We start from the raw sequence: 14379 nt of genomic DNA, 5'->3' as shown, positions 1-14379 counted from the left end.
ATGCCCCCCGCCGCGCGATCCGAAACCGCCTCACACCCAGCCAGCGCGCCCGCGCTGCCGGTGCGCTGGCATCGCCGGGTGCTCGCGCTCGCGTTGCCGATCGTCCTCGCGAATCTGACGCAACCGATCCTCGGCGCGGTCGACACCGCCGTCGCTGGTCATCTGGACAGCGCCTCTTACCTCGGCGGCGTCGCGCTCGGCGGGCTCTTCTTCAACTTCGTGTTCTGGGGCTTCGGCTTTCTGCGCATGGGCACGACCGGCCTCGTCGCGCAGGCGCACGGCGCGGGCCGCAGCGACGAGTTGCGCAACACCGTCGTGCGCGCACTGCTGATGGCGGCCGCGATCGGCGCGCTGGTGCTGGTCGTGCAGCAACCGCTGATCGACTATGCGCTGCGGGCGATCGGCGGCAGCGACGCCGTGCAGCGACACGCGCAGATTTATTGCCACGCGCGCATCTGGGCCGCGCCGCTCGCGCTCGGCAACTACGCGATACTCGGCTGGCTGCTCGGCACACAGCAGGTGCGGCTCGCATTGCTGTCGCAGGTCTTCATCAACAGCGTGAACATCGCCGCGGTGCTGCTGTACGTGTACGCGTTTCATTGGGGCGTGGCCGGCATCGGCGCGGCTACCGCGACCGCCGACGCGCTCGGCTTCGTGCTCGGGCTCGCCCTGCTATGGCACGGCAGGCCGCGCGGCCTGCCCGCGCTGAATCGCGCCGCCTTGTTCGACGCCGCCGCGCTGAAGCGGCTCGTCGTGCTCAATCGCGACATCTTCGTGCGCACGCTGTGCCTGCTGTCGTCGTTCGGCTGGTTCGCGCATCTCGGCGCGCGGCAAGGCGACGCGACGCTCGCCGCGAATGCATTGCTACTCAATTTCCAGACCTTCATGGCGTACGGGCTCGACGGTTTCGCGCACGCGGCCGAGGCGCTGGTCGGCGCGGCGATCGGTGCGCGCGATCGTCACGCGTTCGCGCAGGCGGTCAAGGTCACCGCGCTGTGGTCGGCGCTCGGCGCGATCGGCTTCTCGTGCGTGTACTGGGGCGCGGGCGCGTGGATCATCGAGCGGCTGACCGATCAGGCCGCCGTGCGTGCCGCGGCCGAAACCTATCTGCCGTGGGCGGCGCTGTCGCCGGTCATTTCGGTGTGGGGCTTCCTGCTCGACGGCGTGTTCATCGGCGCGACGCGAACGCGCGAGCTGATGATGTCGATGGCGGTGTCGCTTGCGGTGTTCGTGGCGGCGTCGTCGGCATTGCTCGCGTGGCACGGCAATCACGGACTGTGGATCGCGCTGCTGATCTTCATGGCCACGCGTGGCGCAACGCTCGCGCGTTACCTGCCGGGCGTGTCGCGGGGGCTTGCGGCTGCCTAGCGCGGTGCGCTGCGCACCGTTGGGCTACTCGGCGGACGACAGACCGTTACGGCTTGAAACAAGCGCATACATATCGCATAACGAGCGCGTCCTGGAATGCTCTCAGCCCGTGCTCTCCGCGCGAACCGTCGGCACGGGTCAGAAGTGCCGGCGTGCCCGCGCCGGTGCTTCGCTTTCCCCGCCCTTTCCCGATTGTTTTCACTTCAACGAGCGCTCACTGTGCGACGGGCGCGGGCACCATCGCGGGCGGCCGATCGTCGGTGGGCACGCCGTGGTAGTCGGCGGGATCATGTGGTGGGCTGCCGCGATGCGCGGACGGATTGTCCGCACAGCCGGCGACGCCGGCGCACAACAGCAAGGCAAGAGTCAGAACGCGGGTCATTTTGCAATCGTCTCCGGGGCAAAGCGATGGCGGACGTCCGCCGGCGCGCCGAGAGTCTAACCGCAAAGCGCGTTCGGCGACGCCATTACACACCTTGTGCGTCGCCCGTTCCAATTCGTGAGATTTCGCCGGACCTGCGCTACTATGGGTTCATGGCTGAACCTACCGGGAGACTGCCATGGACGGTGAATCGATCGCGGGCCTGATCGGGCTCGCAATAGGCCTGATCGTGCTGGTGGCGTTGTCGATTTTCGAATCGCGGGCCTACCGGCGTGAACACGATGGCGAGGGCATGCTGCATCACTGGACGCATCAGCATCTACATATGCCGCATTGGAGGCGTCCAAGGCATTGATGCGGGTGATCTTCGACTCTGACCGAATGGCCTCTGGCCGCGGCACCGGCATGCCACGGTGCGTCAGTCGCGCGTCCGCTCGATGACGCGTTGACCGGCGTTGCGGCGCCTGCGCGCATCGAGGTCCGCTGGACGTGGCGCAACGCCTTTCCGGTTCTTTGGGCATACCTACATCGAACGACGACGCTTCCTGCGTCGCTCTCTCCTTCTGCGCTTTCGTCCAAGGCCTCACTGCATCGAGCTTAACGGGTGATGGGCACATGCCTTGCTGGTTCCGATCCAGCAACAGACGCGCGACACGCGCGTCGATTGTCGCGGGGCGCGCGCCAAACCAGCGTGAAGATGCGGCCAGCGATTTCGCGGCCCCCTCAAAAAGGAGAACGCCATGACCGTCGGAACCATTCTGCTAATCGTGCTCATTCTGCTGCTGATCGGCGCGTTGCCAAGCTGGCCGTATAGCAGCGGCTGGGGCTATCGGCCGACTGGACTCGTCGGCGTCGTGCTGATCATCGTGATCGTTCTGCTGTTGATGGGGCGTATATAGCCCACCGCGAGGCCGGCGCGAGCCCGCTACGGTGAACGTCGTTGCCCGTGCGGTTGGTGCCGCCAAGGGATTGACGCTCCTGCCCGCACCCCCTATACTCTCGGATTCGTCGGAGCGTAGCGCAGCCTGGTAGCGCATCTGATTTGGGATCAGAGGGTCGTAGGTTCGAATCCTATCGCTCCGACCACGAAAAGCAGGTCGAAACCCGCGAAGCCTCCGGCTTCGCGGGTTTTTGCTTTTTGGGCTCGCGTTCACGTGGACGCCGACAGCCGACCCGTCAGGCACTCGCCTTGCAAATCATCACCTGCGCATGCGACAGTGCTTGAGGCAGGTACCTCGCTGCGAAGACGCGCAAGCCCGCCGCAACGCCATCCCAAGCCGCTCTAAAAGGAGACTCCCATGGACCTGATCCTCTGGCGTCACGCCGAAGCAGAAGATGTCGCCGCGAGCGATCTCTCCCGCGCGCTCACCACGCGCGGCCGCAAGCAGGCGCAGAACGCCGCGAAATGGCTGCGCGCCCGTTTGCCCGACGACGCGGTCATACTCGCGAGCCCCGCCGTGCGCACCATCCAGACCGCCGAGACGTTGAGCGACCAGTACCGCGTCGTGCGCGAACTCGCGCCGAACGCGAGCGCGAACGACGTCCTGGAAGCGGCCGGCTGGCCCGGCGGAATCGCGCAAACCGTGGTGATCGTCGGCCATCAACCGACGCTCGGCCACGTCGCCGCGCAACTGCTCGGCGACAGCCGCGCGAGCTGGCCACTGAAAAAAGCCGGCATCTGGTGGATCGAGAGCCGCGAGCGCAACGGCGAAGATGAGGCGGTGTTGCGCGCCGCCATCAGCCCCGATCTGATCTGAGCGCGCGTGTCGCGCCACGCCTCCGACATTACAGGCACCCACGCGAGGGCTTACGGGCAGTCATCCAATCGTCACGGCTTTGCCATGCGAGCGTCACCGCGCGTTACTACATTGGCGAAAAAAGAAATCCTCACTCTTTTCGACCAGGACAGCCAATGCGAGAACTGCCGACGCCCACCCTGCCCTTCGCCTCGCTTTTCGAACCGCGCCGTCTGCCGCGCGCCGAGGAAACGGTCACCGCGCAGCATCGCCTGCAAGTGTCGTGGGCGCGTACCGACGAAGAGCTGCGTGAAGCGCAGCGTCTACGCTATCGCGTCTTCGCCGACGAAATGGGCGCACGCCTCAGCGGCCCCGCGGGCCTCGACGTCGATGCCTTCGATTCGTACTGCGACCATTTGCTGGTACGCGATCTCGACACGTTGAAAGTAGTCGGCACGTATCGCGCTCTGCCGCCGCATCAGGCCGCGCGCATCGGCCGTCTATATGCGGAAAGCGAGTTCGACGTGTCGCGTCTCACGCATCTGCGCGCGAAGATGGTCGAGGTCGGCCGCTCGTGCGTGCATCCCGACTATCGCAGCGGCTCGGTGATCATGTCGCTATGGGCTGGGCTCGCCGCGTACATGAAGCACAACGGCTACGAGACGATGCTCGGCTGCGCGAGCGTCGCGATGGCCGACGGCGGCCACTATGCGGCGAACCTGTATTGCTCGCTGCGCGACAACGCGCTGACCGCGCCCGAATATCGCGCGTTCCCGCATACGCCGCTGCCGGTCGACGAACTGCAGACGGGTGCCGCCGTCGCGCCGCCGCCGCTCGTGAAGGGCTACTTGCGTCTCGGCGCGAAGATTTGCGGCGCACCGGCGTGGGACCCCGACTTCAATACCGCGGATTTCCTGACGCTGTTCCGTCTGTCCGATATCAACGCGCGCTATGCGCGGCACTTCCTCGGCGATGCGTTGCCGCGATAAGCTGCGCCGAGATACGAAAAAGCCCTGCATTTGCAGGGCTTTTTTTGTTCGTGCACTCGCCGCGAATCGACGCGTGCGTCGATCCGCATCGCGTCAATCGTCCGTATAAACGACACGGTACGGAATCCCGACTTTCTCCCACTCCGCCGCCTCCTGGATCAGGCTGTAATCCGTCAACGGATTGTTGGCGACCCACTCGTTCGGCAAACGCACCTCGTAACCGCCGTTCGCCTGAGCAACCGTGATGCCCGGCAGGCCGACGTCCGCGCGTCGACGGCATAGCAACGCCGCGAGCCGCAGACAGAACAGCAGCGGCCATTCGACGTCGCGCGTCTGCGACAGCTTGCCGAGCTTGCCCGCGTGGCCGAGCACGAGCGCGGCGAGGCGCGCCTGGTCGGTACGCGAAAAGCCCGGCATGTCGGCATTGCTCGCGATATAAGCCGAGTGTTTGTGATACGCGCTATGCGAGATCGACAGCCCGATTTCGTGTAGCGACGCCGCCCAGCCGATGAACATGCGGTTTTCCGCGCGGCGTTCCTCGTCCGGTTCGACGAACTGGTCGTAGAAGCTCGTCGACAGATCGCGGATGCGCCCCGCCTGCGGGCGATCGATGCCATAGCGGCGCATGAAGCCCTCGACCGTCACCGTACGCATGTCCTCGTGCTGCGAACGGCCGAGCAGGTCGTACATGACGCCGAGGCGCAACGCGCCGTCGGTGGTGTCGACATAGTCGACGCCCAGTTCGTCGAACACCGCGATCATGATCGACAGCCCGCCCGCGAGCACCGGCACGCGGTCGCTCTTCAGCGCAATCAGTTTCAGCCGGTTGACGTTTTCGGCCTTGATCAGCGCGCGCTTGAGCCGCTCGAGGCCGCCGCGCGAAATGCCGTGGGTGACGCCCGCATCGTTGAAATTGTTCGCCTCGACCAGTTCGGCGAGCGCGCGCGCGGTGCCCGACGAGCCGATCGCCTGCTCCCAGCCGGTCTTCTTGTATTCGGCGGAAATGATCTGGATTTCGCGGCGCGCGGCGAGCTCGGCCTGGCGCATCGTGTACTCGTCGACGTTGCCGGCCGGGAAAAACGCGCGGCTATGGCTCACGCAGCCGATATACAAGCTCTCCATCATGATCGGCGTGTAGTGCGAGCCGATGATGAATTCCGTCGAGCCACCGCCGATATCGACGACGAGCCGCTTGCCCGCGCTCGCCGGCACCGAGTGCGCGGCGCCCGCATAAATCAGGCGCGCTTCCTCGCGCCCGGCGATCACTTCGATCGGAAAACCGAGCGCGGCCTGCGCTTCGCCGAGAAATTCGCCCGCATTCTTCGCGATGCGCAGCGTATTGGTCGCGACCGCGCGCACGTGGTCCGGATGAAAATCGCGCAACCGCTCGCCGAAGCGCTTCAGCGCATCCCAGCCACGCACCTGCGATGCGCGATCGAGCATCTTGTCGCTCGATAGTCCGGCCGCGAGCCGCACCGGCTCGCGCAAGGCGTCGACCTGATAGATCTGGCTGCCCGCGTCGGTTTCCTCGACCCGGCCCACGATGAGCCGGAAGCTGTTCGAACCGAGATCGACGGCGGCGAGGAGATGAGGAAGATTGACCATCGGGTAAGCGTACTCCATGCGCGCGAGCGCCGCGGCTGCGGCCGAGGGCGTGGCGGCGGACTCCGGCAGCGCCACGCGCCTGCCCGGCGCCTTCGGCGCATGGTGCGCGTCGCGGCCAGCCGCACTGTTCAAAGACGCCATTCTAAGCGTAGCAGCCTTCACGGTGTCACCTCGCGGCGCAGGGAGTTCGGTATCGTCGCATAGGTAGCGCGTCATATTGACGACAGACGACGATTGCGGCATAAAATGTTAAAAAAATCGCCGATGTCATCAGCACGTCATCAAACCGTGAGAATTTCCGAGCGTCTTTCCGTCTCCATTTCAGACATTCCAATCTCGCCGCCGATGTCCGTCCGCTATCCCCTATTGAATCGCGAGCTGGGCATTCTGGGTTTCAACGAGCGTGTGTTGGCGCATGCCGCCGATCCCGCCGTCCCCTTGCTCGAACGTCTCCGCTTTATCTGCATCACCAGTAGCAACCTCGACGAATTCTTCGAAGTCCGCATGGCCGGGCTTCAGGAACAGATGGGCGACAACCCCGGCGCATTGTCGCCCGACGGCATGTCGCTGCTTCACATGTACGACCTCGTGGTCGAACGTGCGCAGAAGCTCGTGCATCGCCAGTACACGATGCTGCACGACACGGTGCTCACCGCGCTCGAACAGGAAGGCATCTATTTCCACGGCAACGAAGCCTGGAGCGACGCGCAGACCGAATGGGCGCGCAACTACTTCTTCAACGAACTGCTGCCGGTGCTCACGCCGATCGGTCTCGACCCCGCGCATCCGTTTCCGCGCGTGCTGAACAAGAGCCTGAACTTCGTCGTCGAGCTCGAGGGCAAGGACGCGTTCGGCCGTCAGGCGATGATGGGCATCGTGCAGGCGCCGCGCGCGCTGCCGCGACTCGTGCGCATGCCGCAGGAGCTGTCGGGTTATCCGCATGGCTTCGTGCTGCTGAGCTCGCTGCTCCAACACTTTGTCGGCGAGCTGTTTCCGAATCTCTTCGTGCGCGGCTGCAATCAGTTTCGCATCACGCGCAACAGCGAGCTGTTCGTCGACGAAGACGAAATCACCAATCTGCGCGTCGCGTTGCAGGGTGAACTGCCGGCGCGGCATCTGGGCAATGCGGTGCGGCTCGAAGTGTCGGCGGAAACGCCCACGCATGTGGTGCGGCGCCTGCTCGACGAAAGCGGTCTGTCGAACAAGGACTGCTACTACGTGAACGGCCCCGTCAATCTGGTGCGGCTGATGCAGCTGCCCGAGATGGTCGACCGGCCGGATCTGAAGTTCGTGCCGCACATTCCGTCGACGCCGAGGCAGATCGCCAACAGCGCGAGCATGTTCGACGTGATCGATCAGGGCGACGTGCTGCTGCATCATCCGTACGAGAGCTTCCAGCCGGTGCTCGAGCTGCTGTTGCAGGCGGCCAAGGACCCGAACGTGGTCGCGATCAAGCAGACCATCTATCGGACCGGCATCGACTCGCCGCTGATGGATGCGCTGATGCAGGCCGCGCGCAACGGCAAGGAAGTCACGGTGGTCGTCGAGCTGCTCGCGCGCTTCGACGAGGAAACCAACATCAACTGGGCCTCGCAGCTCGAAGCGGTCGGCGCGCACGTGGTCTACGGCGTAGTCGGCCACAAGTGCCACGCGAAGATGATGCTGATCGTGCGACGCGTGTCGGCGGGCGGCAAGGCGAGCCTGAAGCGCTACGTGCACCTCGGCACGGGCAACTATCACCCGCGCACCGCGCGCCTCTATACCGATTTCGGTCTGATGACCGCCGATCAGAAGATCTGCGAGGACGTGCACCATGTGTTCCAGCAGCTCACCGGCATCGGCGGCGAGCTGAAGCTGCACGAGCTGTGGCAGTCGCCGTTCACGCTGCATCCGAAGCTCGTCGACGCGATCCGCAAGGAAGCCGAGCATGCGCGCGCGGGCAAGAAGGCGCGCATCGTCGCGAAGATGAACGCGCTGCTCGAGCCGACGGTGATCGCCGAGCTGTACGAAGCATCGCAGGCCGGCGTGAAGATCGATCTGATCGTGCGCGGCGTGTGCTCGCTGCAGCCGGGCGTGCAAGGGCTCTCCGAGAACATCACGGTGCGCTCGATCGTCGGGCGCTTTCTCGAACACCATCGTATCTACTACTTCTACGACGGCGGCAAGGAACAGGTCTATCTGTCGAGCGCCGACTGGATGGATCGCAATCTGTTCCGGCGCGTCGAAGTCGCATTCCCGGTCAACAACCGGCGACTGAAGCGGCGCGTGATCGCGGAAGGGCTGTCGGCGTTTCTCGGCGACAACCAGTCGGCCTGGTTGATGCAGAGCGACGGTCACTACCGCCGGCGCCGGCCGGGCAAGGCGTCGCGCAATGCTCAGATGAGTCTGCTCGGCAAGTTCTGTTCGTAGTCGCCCGCGTTTCGGGTGCTCGCCGCGATGGCGGGCACCCGACGATCCGCGCGCATAAAAAAACCGCCTTTTTCAGGCGGTTTTTTATGCGTCGACCAGTCGTACGACTGCCGCGTTCAAACCTGTGCGGTTTGACAGCGCGCCGTCCGATACACCGGAAAGCGCACCGTGAACGTGCTGCCGCGCCCTTCTTCGCTCTTCACGTCGAGTTGCGCATCGTGCCGTTGCAGTACGTGCTTGACGATCGCGAGACCGAGCCCGGTGCCGCCCGTGTCGCGCGAACGGCTGCGATCGACGCGATAGAAGCGCTCGGTGAGCCGCGGGATATCGGCGGCCGGAATGCCGAAGCCGCTATCGGTGACCGAGAACACCGCATGGCCACCCTGCGCACGCCAGTTGACCTTGATCGAGCCGCCGTCCGGCGTGTAGCGGATCGCGTTCGTCACCAGATTGCCGAATGCGCTGAAAATCTCGGTTTCGACGCCGGTGACGGTCAGCGCTTCGTCGGCATCGAAGACGATCTTGTGATGATCGCTGGACAGGCTCTGCGCGTCGTCATGCAGATGCCGCAACACCGCGCGCATGTCGATCATCTGATCGCTCGGTGGCTTGTTGTCGCCTTCGAGCGTCGCGAGCACGAGCAGATCGCTGACGATATGACGCATGCGCGACGCCTGCTGCTCCATCAGCTCGAGATAACGCGCGCGCTCGGCTTCGCCCAACGGCAGCTCGCGCATCGTCTCGAGAAAGCCGGACAACACGGTGAGCGGCGTTTTCAATTCGTGCGACACGTTGGCGACGAAGTCACGCCGCATCGCATCGGTGCGCTCGAGCTCGGTGATGTCCTGCGACAGCACGAGCTTGCGATTGTCGCCGTAAGGAAACACCTGCACCGACAGCACGTTCTGGCGCTTGTCGCCCATGCCGCGCATGATCAGCATTTCCTCGTACCGATGCGAATTCAGATAGCGCACGAAATCCGGATGACGCACCAGATGCGTGATGTGCTGACGCAGATCGCGCTTCGCATCGAGCCCAAAGTGGCTTTCGGAAATCGCGTTGCACCACTCGATCTGATCATGATCGTCGAGCATCGCGACACCGTTAGGCGACGCCTGGATCGCCTGGATGAAACGCGAATGCTGCTGCTCGACCTGGCGCACCTGGGCATGCCAGCGCTTCGCGAGCTTGTGCAGACGGTAGTAGATTTCGCCCCAGATGCCGGGGGCGCTCGGCACTTCGCCGTACACCGGCGCGTCGAGCAGACGCCACAGACGCTGCTTGTGGAAGGTACTAAAGACACTCTGTACGAGCAGCAGGACGATGGCGAGAGCGAGCCCTGCCTTGACGTTCAGCAGTGCGCCGACCACCGCGCACAGAACAGCAAGCAGCACGACCGACACGATGGAGCGCGCCCAGATGATGTTCATGGTCTAGCGATCGAAGAGAAAATACAGCGCAGGAGGGAGGTACGGCGGCACAGCGCCATGCGATGCAGCGCGCCGCCGACGGCTATCAGGCGCTCTTCGCCAGCCGGTAACCGCTGCCGCGTACCGTTTCAATCATAGCATCGCACCCGGCCGGCTTGAGTGCCGCGCGCAGACGCTTGATATGCACGTCGACGGTCCGCTCTTCGACGAACACGTGATCGCCCCACACCTGATCGAGCAGTTGCGTGCGGCTGTGCACGCGCTCCGGGTGAGTCATGAAGAAGTGCAGCAGACGGAATTCGGTCGGGCCGAGATCGAGCTTGATCTCGCTGCCTTCCGCATGCGCGGCGACGCGGTGCGTGGCCGGATCGAGCTTCAGGCCGTTGATTGCGACCACGTCTTCGGTCAGCTGCGGCGCGCGGCGGCGCAGCACCGCCTTGATGCGCGCCATCAGTTCCTTCGGCGAGAACGGCTTCGTCACGTAGTCGTCGGCGCCGATCTCGAGGCCGAGCACCTTGTCCTGCTCGTCGCCTCGCGCGGTCAGCATGATGATCGGGATATGCTTCGTACGCTCGTTGTTGCGCAGATCGCGCGCGAACGAAATACCCGATTTACCCGGCAACATCCAGTCGAGCAGCACGAGATCGGGCAGTACGTCGCTGATCAGGTTGTGCGCCTGCTCCGCGTTGTACGCGCGAATCGGGCAGTGCCCGGCGTGTTGAAGATTGACCGAAATCAGTTCGGAAATGGCGGGCTCATCTTCAATGACGAGAATGCTGCTGGGCATCGGCACCTCTGTTCCTTATCTCTGGATTAGCTGAGCGCTTCGCGTTCGAGCGCGTCGCGCGACTGGTGCCGCACGTCGGTACCCTTGACGATGTAGATGATGAATTCCGCGATGTTCTTCGCGTGGTCGCCGATCCGCTCGATTGCCTTGGCGATGAACAGGAAGTCGAGGCCCACCGAGATCGAACGCGGATCTTCGGTCATATACGAAATCAGCTTGCGCACGAACGCGCGGAATTCCTCGTCGATCGCCTTGTCGTCGCGCACGATCTGCGCGGCGGCAACCGTGTCCAGACGCGCGAACGCGTCCAGCGCACGGCGCAGGATCGACACGGCCATTTCGCCCGACAGCTTGATCTCGGCGATGTTGATGGTGCGCGATGCGCCGTCTTCCATCAGACGCTTGGTGCGCTTCGCGATCTTTTCGGCTTCGTCGCCGGCGCGCTCGAGGTTCGTGATGGTCTTCGAGATCGCGATCAGCAAGCGCAGATCGCGCGCGGCCGGCTGACGGCGCGCGATGATGTTGCTGCACTCTTCGTCGATCTCGACTTCCATCTTGTTCAGACGGTCTTCGGCGACGATCACCTGCTCGGCGATGTCGAGGTCGAATTCGTTGAGCGCCTGCATCGCGTTGACGATCTGCGATTCGACGAGGCCGCCCATTTCGAGCACCTTCGACGAAACGAGGTTGAGGTCGGCGTCGAACTGGCTGGACAGATGTTTATCGGACATGTCGTACTCCGTTGTATTGCCCGGCGGATTAGCCGAAGCGGCCAGTGATGTAGTCCTCGGTTTCCTTGCGGACCGGCTTGATGAAGATCTTTTCGGTGTCGCCGAATTCGATCAGTTCGCCGAGGTACATATAGGCAGTGTAGTCCGAACAGCGGGCCGCCTGCTGCATGTTGTGCGTGACGATCACCACCGTGTAGTCGCTCTTGAGTTCAGCGATCAGCTCTTCGATACGGCCCGTCGAAATCGGGTCGAGCGCCGAGCAGGGCTCGTCGAGCAGCAGCACTTCGGGGCGAATTGCAATACCGCGCGCGATGCACAGACGCTGCTGCTGGCCGCCCGACAAACCGTAGCCGCTCTGGCCGAGCTTGTCCTTCACTTCGTTCCACAGCGCCGCCTTGGTCAGCGCCCATTCGACGCGGTCGTCCATTTCCGAGCGTGACAGCTTCTCGAACATCTTCACGCCGAAAGCGATGTTGTCGTAGATCGACATCGGGAACGGCGTCGGCTTCTGGAACACCATGCCGATGCGCGCGCGCAGCAGCGAAATGTCCTGGCGCATGGTCAGCAGGTTTTCGCCGTCCATCACGATCTCGCCTTCCGCGCGCTGCTCCGGGTAGAGCGCGTACATCTTGTTGAAGGTACGCAGCAGCGTGGACTTGCCGCAGCCCGACGGGCCGATGAACGCGGTCACCTTGCCTTCGGGAATCTGCAGATTGACGTTCTTCAGCGCGTGATACTTGCCGTAGAAGAAGTTGAGGTCCTTGACCTCGATCTTCGGACGCGACGGCGTTTGCGCGTGAGCGCTGTGTTCGGGGTCGGAGCCCGCGGGCGCGGCTGCGTGCCCGATCGGATTGAGTTGGGTTTCTGCTACGTTCATCGGATTCACTCCGCCCTTACTTGTTCGAGAAGATCGTGCGCGCGAGGACGTTCAGTCCCAGCACCGCGAGCGTGATCAGAAAGACGCCGGCCCACGCGAGCGATTGCCACTGCGCGAACGGGCTCATCGCAAACTTGTAGATCGTGACCGGCAGGTTCGCGACCGGCTGGCCCATATCGACCGAGAAGAACTGGTTCGACAAAGCGGTGAAGAGCAGCGGTGCGGTTTCGCCGGCAATTCGCGCGACACCGAGCAGCACACCGGTGACGATGCCCGCGATCGACGCCTTCAGCGTGATCGACAGCACCATCTTCCACTTCGGCGTGCCGAGCGCGAACGCGGCTTCACGCATCGCATTCGGCACGAGCTTCAGCATGTTTTCGGTCGTGCGAATCACGATCGGAATCTGCAGCAGCGCCAGCGAGAGCACGCCGGCCCAGCCGCTAAAGTGGCCCATCTTCACGACGACGAGCGCGTAGACGAACAGACCGATGACGATCGACGGCGCCGACAGCAGGATGTCGTTGATGAAGCGCGTGAGGTTCGCGAGCCAGCCTTTCTGGCCGTATTCGGCGAGATAGACGCCCGCCATGATGCCGATCGGCGTGCCGACGAAGGTCGCGAGCCCGACCAGCAACAGGCTGCCGACGATCGCGTTGGCGAGACCGCCGCCATCGGTGTTCGGCGGCGGCGTCGACTGCGTGAACAGCTCGATCGACAGACCACCGATACCGAGACGCAGCGTCGTATAGAGAATCCACACGAGCCACAGCAGGCCGAACGCCATCGCCGCGAGCGACAGCGTCAGCGCAAGCGCGTTGGTCATGCGACGGCGCCCTTGCAGACGCACGCGCATCGTTTCGAGCGTCGCGGCGTCCTTCAGACCCGGCATGTTCAGGGACGGCCCGCTCATTTCGCGCCCTCCCCTTTCTCGAGACGCAGCAGCATGATTTTCGAAATCGCCAGCACGATGAATGTAATCACGAACAGGATCAGGCCGAGCTCCATCAGCGCCGACGTATGCAGGCCCGGCTCCGCTTCCGCGAACTCGTTGGCGAGCGCCGACGTGATGCTGTTGCCCGGCGAAAACAGCGAAATATTGTCGAGCAGATTGGTGTTGCCGATCACGAACGTGACCGCCATCGTCTCACCCAGCGCGCGGCCGAGACCGAGCATGACGCCGCCGATCACACCGCTCTTGGTGAACGGCAGCACGATCTTCCACATCACTTCCCACGTCGTGCAGCCGATACCGTACGCCGATTCCTTCAGCAGCACCGGCGTCACTTCGAACACGTCGCGCATCACCGCTGCGATGTACGGGATGATCATGATCGCAAGGATCACGCCCGCGCACAGAATGCCGATGCCGATCGGCGGACCGGCGAACAGCGCGCCGACGATCGGAATGCCGCCGAGCACCGCGCCTAGCGGCTTCTGGAACCACACCGCGAAGATCGGCGCGAACACGAGCAGACCCCACATGCCGTACACGATCGACGGAATCGCGGCGAGCAGCTCGATCGCGATGCCGAGCGGCCGGCGCAGCCACGCGGGCGACAGTTCGGTCAGAAATAGCGCGATACCGAAGCTGACGGGCACCGCGATAAGGAGAGCGATGATCGACGTCGCGAGAGTGCCGTAGATCGGCACGAGCGCGCCGAATTGGTTGCTGGGTGGATCCCACACCGCCGTCCACAGGAACGCGAGACCGAACTCCCGAATCGACGGCATCGAGGCGACGATCAGCGACACGATGATGCCGCCGAGCAGCAGCAGCGTGACGATGGCGGAAAGGCGTGCGAGGCCGCCGAAGATCACATCGCCCGAGCGGCCAGGCGCTTTTTGCTGCGACGCGCGGCCAGGCGGAGTGGCCCGGCTCGTGCCGGACGCTAAATGAATATCGGACATGAGAGCCTGAGGGACCTGTTTCCAGTTGCCGGACGACACATGTCGGGCGGTCGGTGATGCATGCGGCGCATGCCGCGTGAAAGTCACAGGCCGTCCTCGCACGAGGACGGCCGGGGTGCTACAGGGCGCGGCCCAGATCGACCGCGCCAGCTTA

Annotated in this window: 14 protein-coding genes and 1 tRNA gene; 7 read left to right on the top strand and 8 right to left on the bottom strand. The window is 64.0% G+C overall.

The window, feature by feature from the left end:
- Positions 1-1368 (top strand): MATE family efflux transporter, encoded by a 1368-nt coding sequence (locus F6X37_RS07555; RefSeq protein WP_187610944.1) that lies wholly within the window; start codon positions 1-3, stop codon positions 1366-1368.
- A 214-nt stretch (positions 1369-1582) separates the two neighbouring features.
- On the opposite strand, the gene F6X37_RS07550 is transcribed toward F6X37_RS07555, so the two are convergent.
- Entirely contained in the window at positions 1583-1750 is a 168-nt protein-coding gene (locus F6X37_RS07550; RefSeq protein ID WP_167368601.1) for a hypothetical protein, read from the bottom strand.
- A 178-nt stretch (positions 1751-1928) separates the two neighbouring features.
- On the opposite strand from F6X37_RS07550, the gene F6X37_RS07545 reads away from it, so the two are divergent.
- From F6X37_RS07545 to F6X37_RS07525, 5 genes are all read left to right on the top strand, one after another.
- Positions 1929-2105, top strand: a complete 177-nt coding sequence (locus F6X37_RS07545; RefSeq protein ID WP_018421224.1) for a hypothetical protein — start codon at positions 1929-1931, stop codon at positions 2103-2105.
- A 385-nt stretch (positions 2106-2490) separates the two neighbouring features.
- Positions 2491-2649 (top strand): DUF3309 family protein, encoded by a 159-nt coding sequence (locus F6X37_RS07540; protein ID WP_090801093.1) that lies wholly within the window; start codon positions 2491-2493, stop codon positions 2647-2649.
- A 110-nt stretch (positions 2650-2759) separates the two neighbouring features.
- Positions 2760-2836: transfer RNA gene (locus F6X37_RS07535), tRNA-Pro, on the top strand.
- A 212-nt stretch (positions 2837-3048) separates the two neighbouring features.
- Complete coding sequence (locus F6X37_RS07530) at positions 3049-3507, top strand: SixA phosphatase family protein (protein WP_018421227.1); 459 nt, start codon at positions 3049-3051, stop codon at positions 3505-3507.
- A 155-nt stretch (positions 3508-3662) separates the two neighbouring features.
- Positions 3663-4475 (top strand): GNAT family N-acetyltransferase, encoded by an 813-nt coding sequence (locus F6X37_RS07525; protein ID WP_184028352.1) that lies wholly within the window; start codon positions 3663-3665, stop codon positions 4473-4475.
- 93 nt (positions 4476-4568) lie between these two features.
- On the opposite strand, the gene ppx is transcribed toward F6X37_RS07525, so the two are convergent.
- A complete protein-coding gene (ppx, locus tag F6X37_RS07520; RefSeq protein WP_187610853.1) occupies positions 4569-6221 on the bottom strand; it encodes an exopolyphosphatase in 1653 nt (550 codons plus the stop codon).
- A 204-nt stretch (positions 6222-6425) separates the two neighbouring features.
- Between ppx and ppk1 the strand changes: the two genes are divergently transcribed.
- Positions 6426-8489, top strand: a complete 2064-nt coding sequence (gene ppk1, locus F6X37_RS07515) for a polyphosphate kinase 1 (protein ID WP_187610852.1) — start codon at positions 6426-6428, stop codon at positions 8487-8489.
- Between the two features lie 116 nt (positions 8490-8605).
- On the opposite strand, the gene phoR is transcribed toward ppk1, so the two are convergent.
- The 6 genes from phoR to pstC form a co-directional block, all read right to left on the bottom strand.
- Entirely contained in the window at positions 8606-9919 is a 1314-nt protein-coding gene (phoR, locus tag F6X37_RS07510) for a phosphate regulon sensor histidine kinase PhoR (protein ID WP_187610851.1), read from the bottom strand.
- 85 nt (positions 9920-10004) lie between these two features.
- The gene (phoB, locus tag F6X37_RS07505; RefSeq protein ID WP_008922879.1) at positions 10005-10706 is read right to left on the bottom strand and encodes a phosphate regulon transcriptional regulator PhoB; all 702 of its coding nucleotides are present in this window, start codon (positions 10704-10706) and stop codon (positions 10005-10007) included.
- Between the two features lie 26 nt (positions 10707-10732).
- On the bottom strand, positions 10733-11437 hold the full coding sequence (gene phoU / locus F6X37_RS07500; protein ID WP_027198295.1) for a phosphate signaling complex protein PhoU: 705 nt from the start codon (positions 11435-11437) through the stop codon (positions 10733-10735).
- Positions 11438-11465: 28 nt separating this feature from the next.
- Positions 11466-12314, bottom strand: a complete 849-nt coding sequence (gene pstB, locus F6X37_RS07495; protein WP_090801100.1) for a phosphate ABC transporter ATP-binding protein PstB — start codon at positions 12312-12314, stop codon at positions 11466-11468.
- 16 nt (positions 12315-12330) lie between these two features.
- Positions 12331-13227, bottom strand: a complete 897-nt coding sequence (gene pstA, locus F6X37_RS07490) for a phosphate ABC transporter permease PstA (protein ID WP_187610850.1) — start codon at positions 13225-13227, stop codon at positions 12331-12333.
- Positions 13224-14225, bottom strand: coding sequence for a phosphate ABC transporter permease PstC (gene pstC / locus F6X37_RS07485; RefSeq protein ID WP_184061443.1), 1002 nt, complete (start codon positions 14223-14225; stop codon positions 13224-13226). The genes pstA and pstC overlap by 4 nt, the downstream gene beginning before the upstream one ends.
- Positions 14226-14379: the final 154 nt, after the last annotated feature.

This window comes from Paraburkholderia sp. 31.1 (assembly GCF_014397645.1).
In the GTDB taxonomy this organism is placed as follows: Bacteria; Pseudomonadota; Gammaproteobacteria; order Burkholderiales; family Burkholderiaceae; genus Paraburkholderia; species Paraburkholderia tuberum.
The sequence above is the reverse complement of the archived record's forward strand: the minus strand, read 5'-3'. Positions and strand labels throughout refer to the sequence as shown.

Bases quoted from the DNA above. Each gene is read 5' to 3' on its own strand.
- pstA (WP_187610850.1), bottom strand. From the start codon at position 13,227: ATGAGCGGGCCGTCCCTGAACATGCCGGGTCTGAAGGACGCCGCGACG.
- phoR (WP_187610851.1), bottom strand. From the start codon at position 9,919: ATGAACATCATCTGGGCGCGCTCCATCGTGTCGGTCGTGCTGCTTGCT.
- phoB (WP_008922879.1), bottom strand. From the start codon at position 10,706: ATGCCCAGCAGCATTCTCGTCATTGAAGATGAGCCCGCCATTTCCGAA.
- pstC (WP_184061443.1), bottom strand. From the start codon at position 14,225: ATGTCCGATATTCATTTAGCGTCCGGCACGAGCCGGGCCACTCCGCCT.
- F6X37_RS07540 (WP_090801093.1), top strand. From the start codon at position 2,491: ATGACCGTCGGAACCATTCTGCTAATCGTGCTCATTCTGCTGCTGATC.
- F6X37_RS07530 (WP_018421227.1), top strand. From the start codon at position 3,049: ATGGACCTGATCCTCTGGCGTCACGCCGAAGCAGAAGATGTCGCCGCG.
- ppx (WP_187610853.1), bottom strand. From the start codon at position 6,221: ATGGCGTCTTTGAACAGTGCGGCTGGCCGCGACGCGCACCATGCGCCG.
- F6X37_RS07545 (WP_018421224.1), top strand. From the start codon at position 1,929: ATGGACGGTGAATCGATCGCGGGCCTGATCGGGCTCGCAATAGGCCTG.
- phoU (WP_027198295.1), bottom strand. From the start codon at position 11,437: ATGTCCGATAAACATCTGTCCAGCCAGTTCGACGCCGACCTCAACCTC.
- F6X37_RS07555 (WP_187610944.1), top strand. From the start codon at position 1: ATGCCCCCCGCCGCGCGATCCGAAACCGCCTCACACCCAGCCAGCGCG.
- pstB (WP_090801100.1), bottom strand. From the start codon at position 12,314: ATGAACGTAGCAGAAACCCAACTCAATCCGATCGGGCACGCAGCCGCG.
- F6X37_RS07550 (WP_167368601.1), bottom strand. From the start codon at position 1,750: ATGACCCGCGTTCTGACTCTTGCCTTGCTGTTGTGCGCCGGCGTCGCC.
- F6X37_RS07525 (WP_184028352.1), top strand. From the start codon at position 3,663: ATGCGAGAACTGCCGACGCCCACCCTGCCCTTCGCCTCGCTTTTCGAA.
- ppk1 (WP_187610852.1), top strand. From the start codon at position 6,426: ATGTCCGTCCGCTATCCCCTATTGAATCGCGAGCTGGGCATTCTGGGT.